Origin of the sequence: Leucobacter sp. HNU, from assembly GCF_047946755.1 — a bacterium.
Taxonomy (GTDB): Bacteria; Actinomycetota; Actinomycetes; order Actinomycetales; family Microbacteriaceae; genus Leucobacter.
On sequence record NZ_CP178837.1, the window covers coordinates 2186022 to 2204257 of the forward strand.

The 18236-nt window shown below is 71.9% G+C and carries 14 protein-coding genes and 1 pseudogene; 10 read left to right on the plus strand and 5 right to left on the minus strand.

Annotated elements, in window-relative coordinates; translation table 11 throughout:
• Position 1: 1 nt before the first annotated feature.
• The 5 genes from AB3K78_RS10795 to AB3K78_RS10815 are packed head-to-tail and all read left to right on the plus strand — an operon-like array spanning position 2 to position 4302.
• Positions 2-1996 (plus strand): hypothetical protein, encoded by a 1995-nt coding sequence (locus tag AB3K78_RS10795; RefSeq protein ID WP_416443102.1) that lies wholly within the window; start codon positions 2-4, stop codon positions 1994-1996.
• A gap of 45 nt (positions 1997-2041) precedes the next feature.
• A complete protein-coding gene (locus AB3K78_RS10800; protein WP_416443104.1) occupies positions 2042-2698 on the plus strand; it encodes a phosphatase PAP2 family protein in 657 nt (218 codons plus the stop codon).
• Positions 2695-2985 carry a glutaredoxin family protein gene (locus tag AB3K78_RS10805; RefSeq protein ID WP_416443106.1) on the plus strand — a complete coding sequence of 97 codons (291 nt, stop codon included), beginning with the start codon at positions 2695-2697 and terminating at the stop codon, positions 2983-2985. The genes AB3K78_RS10800 and AB3K78_RS10805 overlap by 4 nt, the downstream gene beginning before the upstream one ends.
• The gene (locus AB3K78_RS10810; protein ID WP_416443108.1) at positions 2982-3842 is read left to right on the plus strand and encodes a spermidine synthase; all 861 of its coding nucleotides are present in this window, start codon (positions 2982-2984) and stop codon (positions 3840-3842) included. The genes AB3K78_RS10805 and AB3K78_RS10810 overlap by 4 nt, the downstream gene beginning before the upstream one ends.
• Complete coding sequence (locus tag AB3K78_RS10815) at positions 3835-4302, plus strand: SprT-like domain-containing protein (RefSeq protein WP_416443110.1); 468 nt, start codon at positions 3835-3837, stop codon at positions 4300-4302. Before AB3K78_RS10810 ends, AB3K78_RS10815 begins: the two co-directional genes overlap by 8 nt.
• A gap of 37 nt (positions 4303-4339) precedes the next feature.
• Here the strand turns inward: AB3K78_RS10815 and AB3K78_RS10820 are convergent.
• A pseudogene (locus AB3K78_RS10820) lies at positions 4340-4917 on the minus strand (DUF4916 domain-containing protein).
• A gap of 95 nt (positions 4918-5012) precedes the next feature.
• On the opposite strand from AB3K78_RS10820, the gene AB3K78_RS10825 reads away from it, so the two are divergent.
• From AB3K78_RS10825 to AB3K78_RS10840, 4 genes are read left to right on the plus strand one after another with little or no spacing between them, the layout of a single operon-like run.
• Positions 5013-5783: an alpha/beta hydrolase gene (locus AB3K78_RS10825; RefSeq protein WP_416443112.1), complete on the plus strand. Its 771-nt coding sequence runs from the start codon at positions 5013-5015 to the stop codon at positions 5781-5783.
• Complete coding sequence (locus AB3K78_RS10830) at positions 5780-6499, plus strand: GntR family transcriptional regulator (RefSeq protein WP_416443114.1); 720 nt, start codon at positions 5780-5782, stop codon at positions 6497-6499. The genes AB3K78_RS10825 and AB3K78_RS10830 overlap by 4 nt, the downstream gene beginning before the upstream one ends.
• Positions 6496-7104 carry a DinB family protein gene (locus AB3K78_RS10835; protein ID WP_416443116.1) on the plus strand — a complete coding sequence of 203 codons (609 nt, stop codon included), beginning with the start codon at positions 6496-6498 and terminating at the stop codon, positions 7102-7104. The genes AB3K78_RS10830 and AB3K78_RS10835 overlap by 4 nt, the downstream gene beginning before the upstream one ends.
• A complete protein-coding gene (locus tag AB3K78_RS10840; protein ID WP_416443118.1) occupies positions 7101-7925 on the plus strand; it encodes a carbon-nitrogen family hydrolase in 825 nt (274 codons plus the stop codon). The genes AB3K78_RS10835 and AB3K78_RS10840 overlap by 4 nt, the downstream gene beginning before the upstream one ends.
• Here AB3K78_RS10840 and AB3K78_RS10845 read toward each other — a convergent pair.
• Entirely contained in the window at positions 7922-10834 is a 2913-nt protein-coding gene (locus tag AB3K78_RS10845; protein WP_416443120.1) for an aminotransferase, read from the minus strand. The genes AB3K78_RS10840 and AB3K78_RS10845 overlap by 4 nt on opposite strands.
• A gap of 111 nt (positions 10835-10945) precedes the next feature.
• Here AB3K78_RS10845 and AB3K78_RS10850 point away from each other — a divergent pair, with 111 nt between their 5' ends.
• Positions 10946-11419 carry an Lrp/AsnC family transcriptional regulator gene (locus AB3K78_RS10850; RefSeq protein WP_416443122.1) on the plus strand — a complete coding sequence of 158 codons (474 nt, stop codon included), beginning with the start codon at positions 10946-10948 and terminating at the stop codon, positions 11417-11419.
• Between the two features lie 99 nt (positions 11420-11518).
• Here AB3K78_RS10850 and AB3K78_RS10855 read toward each other — a convergent pair whose 3' ends face one another.
• The 3 genes from AB3K78_RS10855 to AB3K78_RS10865 all read right to left on the minus strand — a co-directional run bounded on the left by AB3K78_RS10855 (position 11519) and on the right by AB3K78_RS10865 (position 18167).
• Positions 11519-12496, minus strand: a complete 978-nt coding sequence (locus AB3K78_RS10855) for a class C sortase (protein ID WP_416443124.1) — start codon at positions 12494-12496, stop codon at positions 11519-11521.
• A 133-nt stretch (positions 12497-12629) separates the two neighbouring features.
• A complete protein-coding gene (locus AB3K78_RS10860) occupies positions 12630-14186 on the minus strand; it encodes a SpaH/EbpB family LPXTG-anchored major pilin (protein WP_416443126.1) in 1557 nt (518 codons plus the stop codon).
• Positions 14187-14264: 78 nt separating this feature from the next.
• On the minus strand, positions 14265-18167 hold the full coding sequence (locus tag AB3K78_RS10865; protein ID WP_416443128.1) for a SpaA isopeptide-forming pilin-related protein: 3903 nt from the start codon (positions 18165-18167) through the stop codon (positions 14265-14267).
• Between the last annotated feature and the right edge of the window lie 69 nt (positions 18168-18236).

Sequence of the window (18236 nt, forward strand, 5' to 3'; positions counted from 1 at the left end):
GTTGGCCAAGGACATCGAACACGAACTCCGCACCCTCCGACGCCTCCCCTACGGGGTCGCCCGCACCTCGGCCACCGAGGCCCTGGTCCGGAGGCTCGAGACCGACGGGCCCGAGCGCCAGCTGCCCCAGGCCCTGCTCGATCTCGTCGAGGCCTACACCTTCGCGAACCTCGGCAAGCAGGGCTTCGTCGCCTTCGCCCGGACGCTCCGACTCTGGGATTCGCGTCCCGAGCTGTTCGACGAGGCCGACGAGCGCAACCTGTTCTGGGAGTTCAAGTGGATCGCGGGCGATCTGCCCGACTACCCCGAGATCACGGCGGAGCAGGCCGACGCCTTCCTCGCCGACATGACCCGCCGCTTCGCGATCGCGGGCAAGGGCGGATCCTCGGTGCGCATGTCGCGCTTCCGCTGGGCGTGGCACACCGGAAGCGCCGACATGGAGCGGGCACGCATCGACTGGATCACGGGCGACCGGGACGAGCTCGAGGACTGCGCGACCTGCACCGTTGGCCAGCAGACCGACTACTTCACCGAACTCGGCCGCTACGAGGAGGCCGTGGCGATCGGGAAGACGTCGACCGGGACCTGCAACCTCGAGCCCACGCGCACCATGCACGCGCTGGCCCTCGCCGCACTGCGTACGGGCGACGCCGAACTCGCCACCCGCAGCTACCGCAGGGCGGTCGCCACCTACTCGAGCGCGGAGGGCAGCGACTTCGCCCCGGCCCACGGCCAGGCCTTCGAGCTCCTCGCCATCGGCGGCGCGCTCGATCGCGCGCTGCAGCAGCTGCGCACCGACACGGGACGCCTCCTGCTCGAGGCGTCCACGCCCCTCTTCCGGCTCCGGTTCCTGCTCGGGGTCCTCTCGGGCCTCTCGGCGAACCTCGATCGGAGCGGGCTCCCCACCGGCCTCAGCGCTCCCGCGGCGCCGACCCTCGGCGAGCTCCACGCGTGGGTCCGGTCCGAAACCGAGGCGCTCGCGGCGCAGTTCGACCGCCGCAACGGCACCGGGTACTACGCGGACCAGGTCGCCCGGGCGCTCGCCAGCCGACGCGCGGAGCACGAGCTGCTGCTCGGCCGCCTCGGCGATCCCGTGTCCGAGGCGCACGGCGATGGCCTGGGCGACGCGGCGGCGGGCCGCGAGACGGGCGGCGGCGCCGACGACGCCGGTGACCCCGCTCGGCCGACGTCGGAGCCTGCGTCGTCCGATGCCCGCCCGGAACCCGCGAACGCCGACGAAGCCTACGCTCGCGCCGAGTCCCAGGCCGGAATGCGCGCCTACCTGACCGCCTCCGACGACTACGCGCTCGCGGCGGCCCTCGCGCAGGCCGAGGGCCGGCTCGAATTCGCCGGAATCTGCTGGGCCGAGGCCGCGAAGGCCGCGGAGCTCGCCGGCGACGCGAGCGCGGCGCACGAGCGCTATGCCGCCGCGCTTCCCCGGCTGGAGGCCGCGGGCGCGGAGGACGGCCTGATCGCCCAGGTGCTCGTCGGCTGGGCCCCAGTCGCCGCCCAGGTGGCCGACTGCGCGGAACTCATCGTCCGTCTGCGGACAGCGCTGACGCGCGCCGAGGCCCGTGTTCCCGAGCCCGCGCTGACCGAGGAGCTTACCGAGAGCCGCCGGGTCGAGCACCTGCTGACCCTCGCCACCCTGCGCGACACCCTCGCCCGGAGCCTCGGCGCGGCGGGGTCCGCGACGCGGGCCGACGCTGCCGAGCATGCCGAGGCCGTCTCGGCAGCGCAGCGCGCCGGCGAGGAGTTCGCGCAGGCCGGTCGGATCCCGGATGCCGCGCACGCGTTCTGGCTCGCAGGGCGGCTCCAGCGTTCCGCGGGCGACACCGTCGGCGCCGTCTGGTCGCTGGAGTCGGCGTTCGAGGGCTTCGCGGTCGCGCGCCTGACGAACGAACGGGCCCACGCCGCGGGAGAGCTCATCGAGGTGCTGCGCGAGACCGGGCAGGGCGATCGCGCCGACGCGGTGATCTCCGAACTCGGTTCCTAAGACGCCGCCCAGGATCCGCGGTTCCTCCGTCGCTATGGTGTGGGGATGATCAAGGCACGGAGCCCGCGCCCGCGGGGCATCAGCGGCGGCGCGATCGGGTGCGCCTGGCTCGCGATCGCGGTGGTCGTGGCCTTCGGCGTCTTCCTGCTGATCGGCGGCGGCGATCCCACGTCGCTCGACACGGCCTGGCACGACGCGGTCGGAGCGGAACGCGGCAGCTTCGCGGCCGTCCTCGCGACCGACCTCGCCGGCATCGGCGGTTGGATCGGGGTCACCACCTGCGGGCTCATCGCGTGCGCCGGCCTGTTCGCCGCCCGCCGACCGCGCGATGCGGGGATCCTGATCACCGCGCTCGTGCTCGGCGTCGCCGCCTCCGAGCTGCTGAAGCTCCTGATCGGGCGGCAGCGTCCCGCCGACATGCTCATCCACGCCGCCGGCTCCTCGTACCCGTCGGGACACTCCCTCTCGGCGGCGACCCTGGCGGTCACCCTCGCGATCGTCCTGGCCCGCACCGCGCCGCCCCCGATCGCGAAACTGCTCTTCGCCGCGGCGGCGTCCTGGGTCCTGCTCATGATGTGGAGCCGCACCGCGCTGCACGTGCACTGGCTCACCGACACCCTCGGCGGGGCGCTGCTCGGCACCGCCGTCGCGGTCCTGTCCGCCGCCGCCTGGCAGCGCCGGGAGCGTAGAATCGACGCATGAGCGATTCCCCCGCATCCGCTTCCGCAGCACCGCAGATCCGCGTCTTCGGCGCCGACTGGTGCGGCGACTGCCGACGAGCCAAGCGCGTACTGAACGAACTCGACGTGCCGTTCGAGTGGATCGACCTGGTCGAGGATCCGGCCGCCGCCGACGTGGCGCGCGACATCAGCGGACGCACGAACATCCCGGTGGTCACGTTCCCCGACGGCACCCACCAGGTCGAGCCGAGCGACGGGGATCTGCGCTCCAAGCTCTCCGAGCTCGGCCTCACCGCGCGCACCGCGTGAGCGAGCAGCCCGCCCGGTCCCGGATCCTGTCTTCCGGGCTCATCGCCGAGATCGAGGACGATCGCTTCGTGCCCGGCGCGGTGCAGCTGGTGGTCGACGGCACCCCGCAGTCGCACGTGAACCTCGTCGATCCAACGGACCTGTTCTTCGAGTACATCCGCCGCATCGGCCACGTCATCGACCTGTTCCGTCCGAGCGGCGCCCCCATCTCGGCGCTGCACCTCGGAGGCGGTGCGTTCACGCTGCCGCGCTACGTCGAGGCCACCCGCCCCGGCAGCCGTCAGCAGGTCGTCGAGATCGAGGACGCGCTCGTCGACCTGGTGCGCGAGCACGCGCCGCTGCCGAAGCGCGCGAGCATCCGCGTGCGACGGGGCGACGCCCGGGCGGTGCTCGCGAAGCTCCCCGCCGGCATGCAGGGTGCAATGGACCTCGTGGTCGTCGACATCTTCGCGGGCGCCCGCACGCCCGCGCACGTGTCGAGCCTCGAGTTCTACGACCTCGTCCGCCCCCTGCTCGCACCCGACGGCCTCGTCGTGCTCAACGCCGCGGACGGCACCGGACTGCCGTTCGTCCGCGGCCAGGCGGCGACGCTCGCCGCCCGCTTCACGAACGTGGTCGCCGTGGCGGAGCCGCAGGTCCTGAAGGGTCGCCGGTTCGGGAACGTCGTGCTGATCGCCTCGAACGGCGACGTGGGCGAACTGGACTGGCTGCCGCGCCTGCTGGCGGGCGGCCCGCACCCGGCGCGCATGCTGGAGGGAGACGAGCTCTCGGAGCTCATCCGGGGAACCTCGCCCGTGACCGACGCGACGGCGGTGGACTCCCCCGCACCGGCCCGCGAACTGTTCGGCCGTGGCTGACCTCGAGCGCGTCCGCGTCTGGGCCGATGCGCTCATCCGCATGCACTTGGACCCGCGGACCTGGAGCTTCGGCTTCGACCACGCACGTCGTCGTGCGGGCCTGTGCGACTACACCAATCGGCGCATCACCGTGTCGCGACACCTCGCGGCGAAGTTCGACGACGACGAGATCCACCAGGTGCTGCTGCACGAGGTGGCGCACGCCATGGCCGGCCCGTCGGCGGGTCACGGTCCGAAGTGGCGGGCGGTCGCAGCCGGCATCGGCTACGTCGGCGGGCGGACGCACGACGGCGAGATCGCGCACGAACTCGCGCCCTGGGTGGGGACGTGCCCCGCCGGGCACGAGCACTTCCGGTTCCGCAAGCCCACCCGGGTGTCGTCCTGCGCCCGCTGCGCCCGGGGGTTCCGCCCGGAGCACACGATCAGCTGGCGCAGGCGCGAGGACACGCAGTCGGCCTGACCCCGCGCCCGCAGCCGTCGCCCGGACGGAGGGCGGATCAGCAGCCGACGGTGGCGAGCACCTGGCGCAGCAGCCGGCCGCGCCCGCCCACCAGCTCCGCGAGCGTCTCGGGCGCGAGCGCCTCCTCGGGCGACATCCAAGTCACCTCGAGCGCGTCCTGGCGCGGGGTGCAGCTGCCCGTCACCGGGACCACGTAGACCAGCGACACCGCGTGCTGGCGCTCGTCGACGTACGGCGTGAGCCCGGGCAGGGGAAGTACTCGGCCACCTGCGCGGGCACCGGGGCGGCCGGGATCAGCGGGAAGGCCATGTGGCCGAGGTCGTTCTCGAGGTGCCGGAACAGCGCGTCCCGCAGCGCCTCGTCCTTGCGCACCCGGCCCGACACGAGCGCTCGGGTCATGCCGCCATCGGCGGTTCCCCGCAGCAGCAGGCCGACCTCGGTGACCCGGCCGACCCCGTCCACGCGGACGGGTACCGCCTCGACGTAGACGAGCGGCACCCGGCCGCGCACGAACGAGAGCTCGTCGTCGCTGAGCCATCCGCTGCCGTCCGGACCGAACTGCGGACGGTCCTCGGGATCCTGCGGTTCCGGCAGCTCGGCGGTGTCGATGCTCATGCGGCCCATTCTGCCCGACTCCGTCCGGGAACGCGCCGCGCCGGGACGAATCCCCGCGCCACCGGACCCGGGCGGTTTCGAACTACGCTGGAACCATGGCAGAGCTGCAGATCGATCCCGCCCGCGTTCGCTGGGCCGTCGACGGCGCACCGGCGTCCGAGGCGGAGGCCCTCGCCGCACTGGCCGACCGTCCTCTGCTCGTGCTCATGCACGGCTACGGGTCATTCGAGGGAGACCTGATCGAACTCGCCCCGCTGCTTCCTCCGGCGGTCTGCGCCTCACCGCGGGCGCCGCTCGTCGCCCCGGCCCCCGTCGAGAACGGATACGCCTGGTTCCCGCTGTCGTTCGGCGCACAGGGCCTCGCGCACGATCCGGTGCCGGCCCGGTTCGCGGGCACCGCGCCCCACGCGGCAGCCGTCGCAGCCCTCGACTGGATCGACGGCATCCTCGACCGCGCGATCGGAGCCGGGGCGGAACGCCGTCCGCCCGTCGCGCTGTTCGGCTTCTCGCAGGGCGGCGCGATGGTCACGTCCCTGCTCCGGCTGCGTCCGGGCGGTTTCGCTGCCGGCGTGATCTGCTCGGGATTCGTCCCCGCCGGAACCTTCGAGGGGGATCGCGCCCTCGCCGCCGCTCGTCCTCCCGTCTTCTGGGGGCGCGACGTCGAGGATCCGGTGATCGACGCCGCCCGCATCGCGCGCACCGCGGAGTGGCTGCCCGAGCACACCGCGCTCGTGCGTCGCGAGTACACCGGGATCCTGCACGGCATCGGCCGCGACGAGCTCGGCGACATCGCCGCCTTCCTCCGCCCCCTCCTCGCGGCCGAACGGGTTCCCGCGGCGAGCACCGACGGGTCGGACCCGCGATGAGCGCGGAGGCCCAGGCCGGTCCGCGAGACAAGACCAGGCGGGTGTACGACCACGTGATGGAGCGGATCGTCGCGGGCGACTTCGCCGCGGGCGATCCGATCCATATCGGCACGCTCGCGGGCGAGACCGGGGTCAGCCTGATCCCGGTGCGCGAGGCGCTGCGCCGCCTGGAATCCGAGGGGCTCGTGGAGTTCGAGTTCCACCGCGGTGCCCGGGTCGCCGAGCTGGGTGCCGAGGGGTACCGCGACGTGATGCAGACCCAGGCCGTGCTCGAGGGCCTCGCCGTGTCGCTCTCGGCACCGCTGCTGACCGCGGAGGATCTCGAGCGCGCGCGGGACCTCAATGCACTGATGGATGCCGCGCACGACCGCGGGGACTTCCACGCCTACAACGAGGCCAGCCTCGAGTTCCACGGCCTCCTGCAGTCCCGCTGTCCCAACCACTACCTGCGCGATACTCTGCAGCGCGGGCAGCTGCGGGTAGCGGCGATGCGGGCGTCGGTGGTCGGCTACCGCGGGGAGATCAGCGAGCGGCTCTCGCACGAGCACACCGAGCTCGTCGATCGGATCGCCGCCGGGGCGCCCGCGGCCGAGATCGAAGCGCTCATGCGCGCCCACCGCACGGGCACGCTCGCGCACGACTCCGCGGGGATCGCGGAGCGCGCCGCGAGTGCGGGTTCCGCGGTGTCGGAGGTCGACCCTAGGCTGAGGGCATGATCGCATCCGAGAAGGACCTGCTCCGCGCCAAGCTCGACGAGGCGCGCGGCGCACTGCTCTGGAAGCTCGACGGGCTCGGCGAATACGAGCTGCGTCGTCCGATGACCCCGACGGGCACGAACCTTCTGGGGCTCGTGAAGCACACCGCGAGCGTCGAGCTCGACTACTTCGGCCGGGTCTTCGGCCGCCCGACGGGCATCCCGCTCCCCTGGTTCGCCGACGACGCCGAGCCGAACGCCGACATGTGGGCGCCTGCCGACCAGACCAGCGCAGAGATCATCGCGCTGTCCCGGGCAGCGGCGGAGCGGACCGCAGCCACCATCGACGCCCTCGACCTCGACGCCGAGGGAACGGTGCCGTGGTGGGCCCGCAACCCGGTCACGCTCCGGCAGATCATCGTCCACGTGACCGCCGAGTACGCGCGTCACGCGGGCCACGCAGACATCGTGCGCGAACTCATCGACGGCGCGGCGGGCATGCGTCCCGATGCGACGAACCTGCCTGCGGTGGACGGCGAGTGGCTGGCCGACTACCGGCAGCGGCTCGAGGCTGCGGCGCACGAGGCGGCCCGGCGCAGCGACGCTCGCGTGAGGATCCCCGCATGACCCGCGTGCTGCTCGCGCAGGTGGCGAGCCCCGACGACGAATCGCAGCCGGACCGCATTGCGCGCGTCGAGCAGCTGCTGCTGCGCGAGGCCGCGGGCACCGACCTCGTCGTGCTCCCCGAGCTGTGGAGCGCGGGCTACTTCTCCTTCGACGCCTACGCCGATCGAGCCGAGCCGCTCGACGGCCCGACGGTGGCCATGGGCCGCCGCGTGGCGCGCGCCACCGGAGCCGCGGTGCACCTCGGCAGCATCGTCGAACGCGACGGGACCGGCAGGCTGTTCAACACCGCCGTGCTGCTCGACCGCGCCGGGCGCATCGCACAGACCTACCGCAAGATCCACGTCTTCGGCTACCGCTCGCTCGAGGCCGAGCTGCTGACCCCGGGGGACCGCCTGAGCGTCACGAGCAGTCCCGTCGGCGCGCTCGCCAGCACCACCTGCTACGACCTCCGGTTCCCCGGGCTCTGGCAGCAGATCAGCTCCCGCGGCGCCGAGAGCGTCGTCGTGCCGGCGGCCTGGCCGGCCGCGCGACGCGAGCACTGGCAACTGCTGACCCGCGCCCGGGCGGTCGAGCATCAGCTGTTCGTCATCGCGGTCAACGCGTGCGGCTCGCAGCGCGGCGTCGAGCTCGGCGGCAGCAGCCGGGTCGTCGATCCGTCGGGACTCGTGCTCGCCGAGTGCGGCGCCGACGAGGAGCTGCTCGCCATCGACATCGATCCCGCCCGCGTCGCCGAGGTGCGCACGGAGTTCCCCGTCATCGCCGACCGGCTCGTCGACTATGCGGGGCTCTCCGCCGACCCGGGCGCCGAGAGCGCCGACTAGGCCTCCAGCTCGCCCAGCACGGCGTCGAGCGCCGCGACGAACACGTCGGCCTCGGCGACCGTGAGGGTCATGGGCGGCTTCACCTTGAGCACGTTCTGCCGCTCGGAGGTCGCCTGCATGATGATCCCGTGATCGAGCAGCCGCTCGCAGATGCGAGCGGTCTCCTGCTGCGCGGGCTCCAGGGTCTCGTGGTCACGCACCAGCTCCACGCCGAGGTAGAGCCCGCTGCCGTGCACCCGGCCGATGAGGCTGCGCCGGACGGCCAGTTCCTCGATCCGCGCGCGCAGGTGCGCGCCGACGATGCCCGCGTTCCGCTGCAGCCCCTCCTCGCGGATCACGTCGAGCACCGCGGACGCGGCGATCGCGCTCGCGGGGGCTCCGGCCGCCGAGGAGAAGAACATGCCCTCCTCGCGCAGCGCGTCGACGATCTCGCGCCGGGCGATCACGGCGCCCACCGGGTAGGCGTTGCCCGCCGCCTTCGCGACCGCGATGATGTCGGGGACCGCGCCCTGCAGCTCCGACCCCCAGAAGGCACCGCCCAGGCGACCGTAGCCGACCTGCACCTCGTCGGCGATCGCGAGTCCGCCGTTGGCTCGGATCGCGTCGTATGCGGCCGCGAGATACCCCGCGGGCGGCATGACGCCTCCGGCATTGCCGAGCACCGGTTCGCAGATGAACGCGGCGGCCGGGCGGCCTTCGACGCCGAGCCGCGCGGCGGTCTCGCCCACCTGCGCGGCATAGGCGGCGCCCGCGCCCGCGCCCCGGTGCGGGCCGCGATAGTCGTTCGGCGCGTCGACCAGGTGCACCCAGTCGGGACGCGAGGCGAGCGCAGACGGGTTGTCGAAGGCGGAGGTGCTGACGGCGTCCGCGGCCATGGTCCAGCCGTGGTACCCCTCGCGAGCCGCGATGAGATCGCGCCGCCCGGTGGCCGCCTGCGCCAGGCGGATCGCGAGGTCGATCGCCTCGGAACCGCTGTTGACGGGGATCACCGTGTCGAGCGAGGGATCCGGCGTGTGGGCGAGCAGTTTCTCGGCGAAGTTCGCGTAGGCCTCGTACAGGAACCGCGAGTTCGTGTTGAGCAGGTGCAGCTGGCGCCCGACCGCGTCGGCGAGACGCGGATGCGAGTGCCCGATCGCCGTCACGTTGTTGACGAGATCGAGGTACGCCCGGCCCCGGGTATCGATGAGCAGCGTGTTCCATCCGCGCTCGAACTGCGGCGGGTCGAGGTAGTAGCGTTCCGCGGCCCCGCCCATGGCGTGCTCGCGGCGTCGCTGCTCGTCGCGCAGCTCGCGGGTGGGATCGGGCGCGGGACGCAGACCCAGCAGGACCGACGGGTCGGCGGCGCCGTCCGCCGCGTACTCGTCACGCGCGCCCGCGAAGATCGGCGCCGGGGCCGCATCGAGCACGCGCCGTGTGACCAGGAGCCGGCCGAGGCCCGATGCGTGCACCGCGACGCGTCCGAGTTCCGTCCCCGCCTCGGCTTCGCCGCCGGCCGCCTCGACCGCCCGCGGCTCGATCCCCTCGAGGCGCAGCACCACGCCGTCGGCGCTCAGCTCGGCGAACCCGGGCCCCGCCTCGACGCGCCCGGCGAACGGTGCCGCCACCGGAACCCCGGGCCGGGTCCAGAGCTCCACGCAGCGCGACCGTGCGGCCGCGGGTTCGCGGACGTCGACCGACACCCGGCTCAGCCGGGACTCCCCGAATCGCATGACCGCGACCGGCGCGGTGCCGAGCGCCTCGCTGGCGAGCTCCTGCTCGACCGCGGGGTCGGTCCAGCGCCCGCGGTCGAGCGCCTCGCTCCGGATCCCGAGGTCGACGGTCCGCGCCCGGTCGAGCCCGGGGACCAGATCGCGGTAGACCAGGCCGGCTCGGTGCGGGAGGCCTGCGGCGAGCCGCAACTGCGCCTCGACCAGCGCGGGATCGAAGGAGGCGGCGCGCTCGAACACCCGCCACTCGTGTTCGAGGCGCTCACGCGCGTACTCGTTGTCCGGATCGATGCGGATCTGGCTCCATCCGCTCACCGCGAGCACGGCTCCGCGGAGCGTGACAAGGGGCCAGAGCGCGGTGAGCTCGGCATCGGTCAAGGGCTCGGTGCACGCCCCGGCGAATCCGTTGACCGCCCGTGCCACTGCGGTGATGCTGCCCGACCGCCCCAGCACATCGGCGGCGAGTACGGCGAGCTCGGCGATGCGCCAGGACCGCGCGGCGTCGCCGAGGTCGATGACCCAGAGCGCTCCGGCCGCGTCGATCATGACGTTGTCGCTCGTCAGGTCTCCGTGAATGACCTGGGTGCCCAGGCGATCGCGCACCGTGTCGAGTCGCGCCACCGCCGAGTCGACGGCCGTCCGGCATGCCGCTCGTCGGTCCTCGGGCAGTTCCTCGATGAGGCGTTCGACCACCGCGGCGGCGTTGCCGAGCTCCCACTGGTGGTGGCGATCCGCCGCCGGATGCTCGACCGGGGCGAGCGCGTTCGCGACGCGCGCAGCCAGGGCACCGAGTTCCTCGGCCCGGGCGCCGTCCAGCTCGTGGCGCTCGGCCAACGCGGCCCCGCGCACGGTCTCGTACGCGAGCGCCCGGGCGTCGCCGTCGCCGCCGCCCGGTATCGCGAGCGACCGCTGACCGGATCCGGCCGTGAGGATCCGGGGAGTGCGCACCCCGGCGTCCCGCAGCGCATCGGAGACGCGGACCTGGAGCGAGACCTCGGCCTCCGACACGGTGGGGTGGATGACCTTCAGCAGGATCCCCGTGCCGTCCGACGGATCCCCGATCAGGAAGTTGCGATCCTGCTGGCTGCCCAGCTCGTCGAGCGCACCCGTCGCGCCGAACTCGATCTCCGCGATGCGCGCGACCTCTGCGAGGTCCGGCTCCGGACGACGGAGCAGCCAGTCTTCACGCAGCCCATCACTCATCGGTCCCACTCCATTCGATCTGGTCACTTTTGATTACCAGATGAAGAGTATCAGTAACTTTTCATTCTCGATACACTGGTCAGTGTTCACCATCGACGCCACGGAGGCTCCATGCACGACCCACTGCGCGACACCCCCGACGATCTCGACGACATCGATCGCGCACTGCTCACCGCGTTGCAGGAGGACGGCAGGCTCGGCTACGCGGAGCTCGGACAGCTCGTCGGCCTCACCGCCGGGGGCGCCCGCAAGCGGGTCATGCGACTCGAGGATCGCGGCACACTGCAGATCGTCGGCGTGACGAACCCGCTCCGGCTCGGATACCGCAGCATGGCGATGGTCGGGGTCGTCGCCGACGGCGATCTCGAGGTCGTCGCCGAGGCGCTGAGCGAGATCGAGAACGTCATCTACGTCGTGCTGGCGGCCGGGCGCTACGACCTGCTCGTCGAGGTCATCGCGGAAGACCAGGAGGCGCTGTTCGAGCTCATCAACCGGCGCATCCGTCCCATTCCCGGCGTCTCCCGCGCCGAGACCTTCACCTACTACGGCATCCGTACCCATCGCTTCGGCTGGGGCGCCCGCTAGCCCCCGCCGGACGAAGCACCCCGGTGCCCGCCTTGCGGGCGGGCACCGGGGACGGATCGGGACGGGTGGTTCGGGGGACGAGGACTCGACCCGATCCGACTACTCAGAGCGCTCGCGCGAGCGAATGTGACGCGTTTCGGTGCGCGTTTTCGAAATCGGTCTGCCGGCCCATCGCAGGTAGGCGACCGCGAGCAGGATCGCGCCGACCATGGCCGGGATCCACCAGGGGAAGTGCGGCACCGCGGAGGGCTTGCCTGCAGCCTCGATGTTCGCCGGCGGCGTCGGGGTGATCCGTTCGCCCGTGACGAGGATCCGGTGCGTGTTCACCCCGAGCGGGGTGCAGGTGATGAGCGTGACGAGGTCCTGGCCTGCGACCTGATGCAGCGTCTCGGTGTCCTCGGGCGCCACCACGGTGACGTCCTTCACCCGGTAGGTGAGCACCTCGCCGAACGTCTCGATCGTGAAGGTGTCGCCGGTCTTCACCCGATCCAGATTCGTGAACATCTCGGCGCTGGCGAGCCCCCGATGGCCGGTGATCACCGAACGGGTGCTAGGCCCGCCGACCGGGAGCGAGGTGCCCTCCAGGTGCCCGAGCCCGCGCAGCAGGGTGTCATCATCGGTGCCGTGGAAGATCGGCAGGTCCAGATCGATGGCCGGCACCCGCAGTCGCGCCATCATGCCGCTCGGAGTCACGAGCTGCGACCGGTACGGCCGAGCGGCGGAAACCCGGGACTCCCCCGCGCCGACCGGGGTGTTCGCCCCCGCCGGCAGCAGGACCCCGGACGACAGCGCCTCGTTGTACGCCCGCGCGTTCTTGATCTGGGTCCGCCCGTCGGGCGACGCGTGCTCGACCTGCCGATCGTAGAAGCCGATCAGCGTGGACTGGTTGTATTGCGAGATCCAGGCCGCTGCGGTCGGGTACAGCAGGATCGCGACGCCGAGCACCCAGCAGGCGGCCGTGATCCACGGTGCGGCGCCGAGCGGTCTGCGTCCGCGGCGCGCGCGCCGCTCTCGTCGCGTGACGGACAGCTCGGGGCGCACCTCGGCGGTCTCGGCCGGGTGCAGCTCGTGATCCATGCTCAGGGTCTCCGATCGGTTCGGGAGGTTCGGGAGGTTCGGAGGGCCGGCCCCCGGGATTCGGGAACGACCGCGGCCGGTCCGGCGCTCCCGCGAGGGTGCGCCGGACCGGCCAGGAGCCGCGGACGGGAGGCTAGGCCCGCTGCTGCTTGCGGCGCGAGATCAGCACGGTGCCCGCGGCGACCGCGACGAGGGCGAGCCCGCCCGCGATCATGAGGACCTGGCCGGCCGCACCCGTGAGGGGCAGCTCGGGAACCTCCTGCTGCTTGTTCTCGATGTCGATCGCGGCGTTCGCGGTGGTGCCCGGCTTCACGACCACGGTCGTGAGCGCGTCGGCTCCGGTGGGCAGCACGAAGCCCGCGGGAGCCTTCACCTCGACGAGCTGGTAGCAGCGCGTGGCGAGCCCGATCGTCTCTTCGCCCGTGTCGTTCACCGAATCGCTGCCGACCCACAGGCCGGGGATGTTCACGACGCCGTTCGCCCCGGAGGAGATCACCAGCTTCCTGCTCGTGTCGGCGGGATCCTTCACGTCCGCGAACACGGTATCGGCGGTGCACTCGGCGGTGTCGCCCATGCGCACCTCGAACTCCGCGCCGGTCAGTCCCTTCTTCGAGGCATCGACCTTGGTGATCTGCGCCTGGCCCCAGCGGGTCTTGACCGTGTTGGTGGGGTTCTCGGGGTCCGGGCCACCGGGCTCGCCCGGCTTCGAGGGCGTGTAGTCCAGGTCGTTCACGTTCACGAACGCGGTGTTCTCGATCGTGCCGTCACCGACGGACGTGATGGTCGCGGCGAACTCGAAGCGCACCTTCGCCCCGGCGGAGAGCTTCGCGAGACCCGACGCGGTGAGCTGCACCTTGACGGTCTGCCCCGCGGATCCGGTGGTCGTGAAGTCCGCGGCGGCGAGCGCGACCCCGTCGACCAGCACCGTGACGGTGCCGACCTTCGGACTCAGCCTGCCGTCGAGCGTGTCGGACAGCGTGAACTTCTGGTAGGTCTCACCCGCGGCGATGCCCGGCACGATCTGCTCGACCGAGAACTGCACGTCGGAGCCGACGGCGGCGCTGCTGGGCGCCTGGTCGTCGATGCGTTTGACGGGCGGGTTGCCCACGGTGTTCTTGGGGTACACGTTGACGTCGTAGACCCAGGCGCCCGTGCCGGCACCCGAGTTGACCGACGGGGTCGGCACGGTGACGATGAACGGATCGGCCTTCTTGGCGGCGTTCGCCGGGGCCTTGACCTCGCGCACCAGGTAGGCGCCGAGTGCCAGGCGGCCGGAGCTCGCGACGCCCGCGGCGTCGGTGTCGGGCAGCGCGGTGCAGTTCGACAGCGTGTAACTCGCGAGCTGGGTGCCGGCCTGCGCCGCCAGCAGCTGCGCGTTCGACACGGCCTTGACCTGGTTCCAGCCGGTGTTCCCGGCCGCGGTGAGGTCGATGCCGTCGACGTGGCAGATCTCGAAGCCGACGCCGGCGATGGGGTTCGTCTTCGGGGCGGAGCCCGTGCCGTCGGGGTTCATCGTCCCGTTCCCGGGGTTCTCGAACTTGTGGACGATGATCGACCCGGTCTTCGCCGTGTCGATGTTGTCGGCGAAGGCCGCGGTTCCTCCGACGAACAGGCCGGCGGCGCCGACGGCGAGCGCCGCGGTCGCGGCCAGACCGCGCGGCAGGGCGCGCGATGCGGTGTGCTCAGACATGGAATGCCTTTCTTTCTTCATGGGTGTGCCGAGAATCGGCGTCCGGTGCTCCTCCTCGAGGAGGAGAGATCTGGGTGGTCAGTCGACGGCGAGGCGCCGTCTGCGGGTGGTGCGGATCACGAGGAACGCGGTGACCGCGATCAGTAGGCCTCCGCCGATCGAGAACACGAGGGTGCCGATCCCGCCGGTCAGCGGGAGCACGGGCACGTCGACCTGCCGGTTCTCGATCTGCCCGATGGCCACGGCGGTGGCGCCCGAGACGGTCACTCTCACGGGCGCGGTGAGCTTCGCGAATCCGGCCGGCGCGCGGGTCTCGATCAGGTGGTAGTCGCCCGCCGGGACCTGCCGGAGCAGGAATCTCCCGGGCGCGGGATCGGTGTCGGCCCCGAGGCATCCGGCAGCGTTCTGCTGCGCGCAGTCGGTGACGTGCACGACGGTGCCGCCGGGGGTCGGCGCGCCGTTCCCGTCGACGGGCACGAGATCCCACTCCGCTCCGGCCAGCCGCTGGTGCTGCGGGTCGACCTTCTCCCAGCTCACGTCGACGCCCGGCTTCACGTTCTTCACGTCGCCGATCCGGTAGGTCCAGCCGGCGGGGTCGAGTCCGCCCGGCCCGACCACGACGCGCACCGGGTCCGCGGGGAGCACGTAGCCCGCCGGGGCCTTCGTCTCGCGCAGGTCGTAGCTGCCCCACGGCACCCCGACGATGCGGAACTTGCCGGGTGCGGGGTCCTGGTCGGCTCCGGTGCAGGGCGCCTGGGCGCAGTCGACGACGGTCTTCGGCCAGGTGCCCGCAGGCGCGGGTGCGCCGGCGACGACGACCGGGGTGAGCGTCCACTCGGAGCCGGCGAGGAGCGTGCTCGAGTCGAGACCGTCGACCTTGTTCCAGGCCAGATCGGGGGCGAGCTGCAGGCCGACCTTCGGCGCCTCGTTCGGCAGCATCGGGATCCCGCTCGAGTTGCGGTTGCCCGCGATCGCCACGTTGTTCCAGGCGATGCCGGTCAGGTCGCCTCCGTTCCCGGCGCGGGCCGGGAAGGTCGCGGTGTAGGTGTCGAGCGGCTTCCAGACGAGCGGCCCGAAGTCGATCCGGATCCCGGTGACCTTCGCCCAGTCGGCGCCGATCGCTGCCGCGGCGACCCAGGTGTCGTCGCAGCCGGCCGGAGCGGAGCTCCGCGGTCCGCCGCCCGCGCCCGCGAGTTCGCCGCGGCACGGGTTCGCCGCGGTCGAGTAGAGCACCGTGGCGCCTGCGGGGAGGCCGGCCGCCGGACCCGTCATGAACACGTCGAACGCGGAGCCGCGGACGTCCGCGCCGGGACGCACGCCGTGGTCGCCGGTGCGGGGCAGGAGGTCGTAGACCACCACGTCGCGCATGTCGACGTTGCCGGTGTTCGTGACGGGGATCCGGTAGCTCGCGGCGCCCGCGCGATCGGTCGAACCGATCCCGGGAGACGGCACGTAGTCCGGGTCGTACGCGCCCTTGACCTGCTTCTGCGATCCCATGCCGGGGCCCTCGACCACGGTGTAGGGCTTCTGGACGCGGCAGCCGGTATCGGCAGCCGGTCCCTGCACGGCGTTACCGAAGCTCAGGTCAGCCCAGCTCTTGACCGGGTCAGGCAGCTGAGGATCGGCGTACGCTCCGGGATACGTGCAGGTGAGGTAGCCCGTCGCCGCCTCCTTCGCCTGCACCAGGCTGTAGTTCTGGGAAGTCGCCGCCGGGGTGCCCTCCTTGACCCGGACGTCGAAGCCGACCGTGAGCTTTTCTTCCTGGCCCGTGACCGGATCCCAGATGAAGAGCCCGCTGCCGTCGGCGGCGTTCGGGAAGTCGATGACGATCTTCGTGCGCGTCTTGCCGCCGATCACGACGTCGCTGACCGTGAGCCGCGGCGCCCCGAGCTTCGCGATCACCGCCGAGGCGGGGCGGCCGGGGTTGCCCTCCAGTCCCAGGTACACGGGGTTCGCGGGATCCTTCGGGTCGTAGACGAGGTTCTCTGGCAAGACGTCGGTGATGGTCGGCGTGAACCGGGCGGCCCGCATGGTCGCGTCGTCGCCTCCACCCCACGAGGAGCGCTGCGTCTGGACTTCGACGCGCAGCCGGTCACCGGGCTGCGAACTGGACTGCGCCTGCTTCTGGGCGACGGTGGTCGCGGTGCTCGGGTTGTACACCCGCTTCTCGGAATAGACGTTGACGGGATCCCGCGCGATGCGGGTGTACCCGCAGCGCCCCTCCTGATTCGAATCGACCTTGCTGCCGTTCGTCGTCATGCTGCCGCCGTTCCACGTGATCGTGTTGTCGGCGGTGCAGTTCTCGACCGTGGCCCACAGCGGGTGCTCGGATGACGGGGTCACCCCGCGCACCGGGGTGGGCTGCGCGGTTCCGGTGGTCAGGAAGTGCGGCTGGTAGGTCCCCGCGGCCACCGCTGTCGAGTTGTCGATGGGGATGTCCCGGCTCACGGTGCCGAACAGCAGCAGCTTGCCCTTCGTCCCGCCCTTCATCGGGTTCCGGTCGAGCCAGAACTTCGTGATCCACTCGCCCGCCCCCATGGGGATCGCGCTGCCCTTTGAAATGCCGTCGCAGAATCGGACCGTGCTGTCGCCCGCGGTGAAGCCCTCGGGGATCGTGCAGACGCCTGTGCGGCCCTGGTTCGTGATCCAGTGCACCTTCAGCTCCGACATGGCCCCGTTCGCGCCGAAGGAGATGTCGCGGTAGGCGGGCGTTGCGCAGTTCGTCGTGCTCGGGTCGGACGGCGAGGTCCACCCGCACGGCAGCACGTCGGTCATCGACCAGGAGCCGACCGCGTTGCCGGTCCCCGTGACGCTGAAGCTGTGCAGGTATCCGCGCACCCAGTCGCCCTGCGTGGCCTTCTCGCCCCGGGCCCACTGCCATGACGGCCCGTTCGACGCCGCGTAGGAGGTCCCCTTCTGGACGGTGAACGTGCCGTCGGTACCGATCCGCAGGTAGTGCTCCGCCTTCGCGCTGTCGGACAGCGTGGTACCGGGACGCAGCCAGGGCTGCGCCGTCGCGGACACGGTGTTCGTCTGCAGCAGGTGCTGGTTCGCCGCGTTCGTGAAGGTGCTCGCGGGGTAGTTCACCGTGACCAGCAGATCCTTCGCGAACGTCGTCGCGTCGCAGGAGGCGACGCCGTTCGCATCGACCTTCGCCGAATCGCCGAGGTTCCACGTGACCGTGTGATTCTGGGCGTTGTAGACGCCGCCCATCGTCGAGCTCTTGAACACCGTGCCCGGAGGCAGCTGGTCCACGATCACGAGGTTCTTCATCGCCCACAGCCCCGGCGCCTTGCAGAACGAATCGTTCCCGTAGTACAGGTGACTTCCGCTCGCCGGGAACTGGCTCGGGTAGCCGGACTCGATCAGGTAGGTCACATCGCCGTCGACATAGGGGTCCTCGGTGGGCGAGTACTTGGTCTTGCGGATCTTGAGTCCGAGCTCCGCGGTGATCGTGGCGGGCGCGGATACGGCGGAAGCCGTGCCGAGGCTCGAGGTGAAGGCCGCCGAGGGCGTCACCGTCGTCCCGTCGGGGGTCACCCAGTTCTGCGACTTCAGCATGAAGGTGACGGTGCCCGCGTTCGAACCCGTCATGGTCGGCGGCAGGCTCCACACGATCTTGCGGTTCGCACCGGTCCCCTGCACGCTGACCGGATAGCTCGTGCCGCCGATCGTCACCGCGGTGAAGCTCTCGACGCTCAGCGAGACCCCGTCGGGCTGCCCGTCGGGCACCGGCACCACGATCTGCCCGTTCGCGCAGGTCGGCGAGTTCGTACTACCGCACTCCCACTGCACCTCGAACGAGATGTTCTCGCCGGATTTCACCCGGGTGTCGAGCGGCCGGATGGCCACGGACATGTCGTTGCCCGCCGCCGCCGCCGGCAGCGTCACCCCCATGAGCACGACGAGCACCGCAGCGCCCGCTGCGACGAGCGCGCGCACGGTCCGAGCCGCACCGCGGAATCGCCACCGAGATCTCATACTTCCTCCGTTGATCGAGTTCGACGTTCGGGAGGCCCCTCCGCAGCAGCCGGTGCTGCGGTCCTTCCC

Coding starts and splice junctions, on each gene's coding strand:
- AB3K78_RS10835 (WP_416443116.1), top strand. CDS start 6,496: ATGATCGCATCCGAGAAGGACCTGCTCCGCGCCAAGCTCGACGAGGCG.
- AB3K78_RS10850 (WP_416443122.1), top strand. CDS start 10,946: ATGCACGACCCACTGCGCGACACCCCCGACGATCTCGACGACATCGAT.
- AB3K78_RS10825 (WP_416443112.1), top strand. CDS start 5,013: ATGGCAGAGCTGCAGATCGATCCCGCCCGCGTTCGCTGGGCCGTCGAC.
- AB3K78_RS10800 (WP_416443104.1), top strand. CDS start 2,042: ATGATCAAGGCACGGAGCCCGCGCCCGCGGGGCATCAGCGGCGGCGCG.
- AB3K78_RS10845 (WP_416443120.1), bottom strand. CDS start 10,834: ATGAGTGATGGGCTGCGTGAAGACTGGCTGCTCCGTCGTCCGGAGCCG.
- AB3K78_RS10860 (WP_416443126.1), bottom strand. CDS start 14,186: ATGTCTGAGCACACCGCATCGCGCGCCCTGCCGCGCGGTCTGGCCGCG.
- AB3K78_RS10830 (WP_416443114.1), top strand. CDS start 5,780: ATGAGCGCGGAGGCCCAGGCCGGTCCGCGAGACAAGACCAGGCGGGTG.
- AB3K78_RS10865 (WP_416443128.1), bottom strand. CDS start 18,167: ATGAGATCTCGGTGGCGATTCCGCGGTGCGGCTCGGACCGTGCGCGCG.
- AB3K78_RS10855 (WP_416443124.1), bottom strand. CDS start 12,496: ATGGATCACGAGCTGCACCCGGCCGAGACCGCCGAGGTGCGCCCCGAG.
- AB3K78_RS10805 (WP_416443106.1), top strand. CDS start 2,695: ATGAGCGATTCCCCCGCATCCGCTTCCGCAGCACCGCAGATCCGCGTC.
- AB3K78_RS10840 (WP_416443118.1), top strand. CDS start 7,101: ATGACCCGCGTGCTGCTCGCGCAGGTGGCGAGCCCCGACGACGAATCG.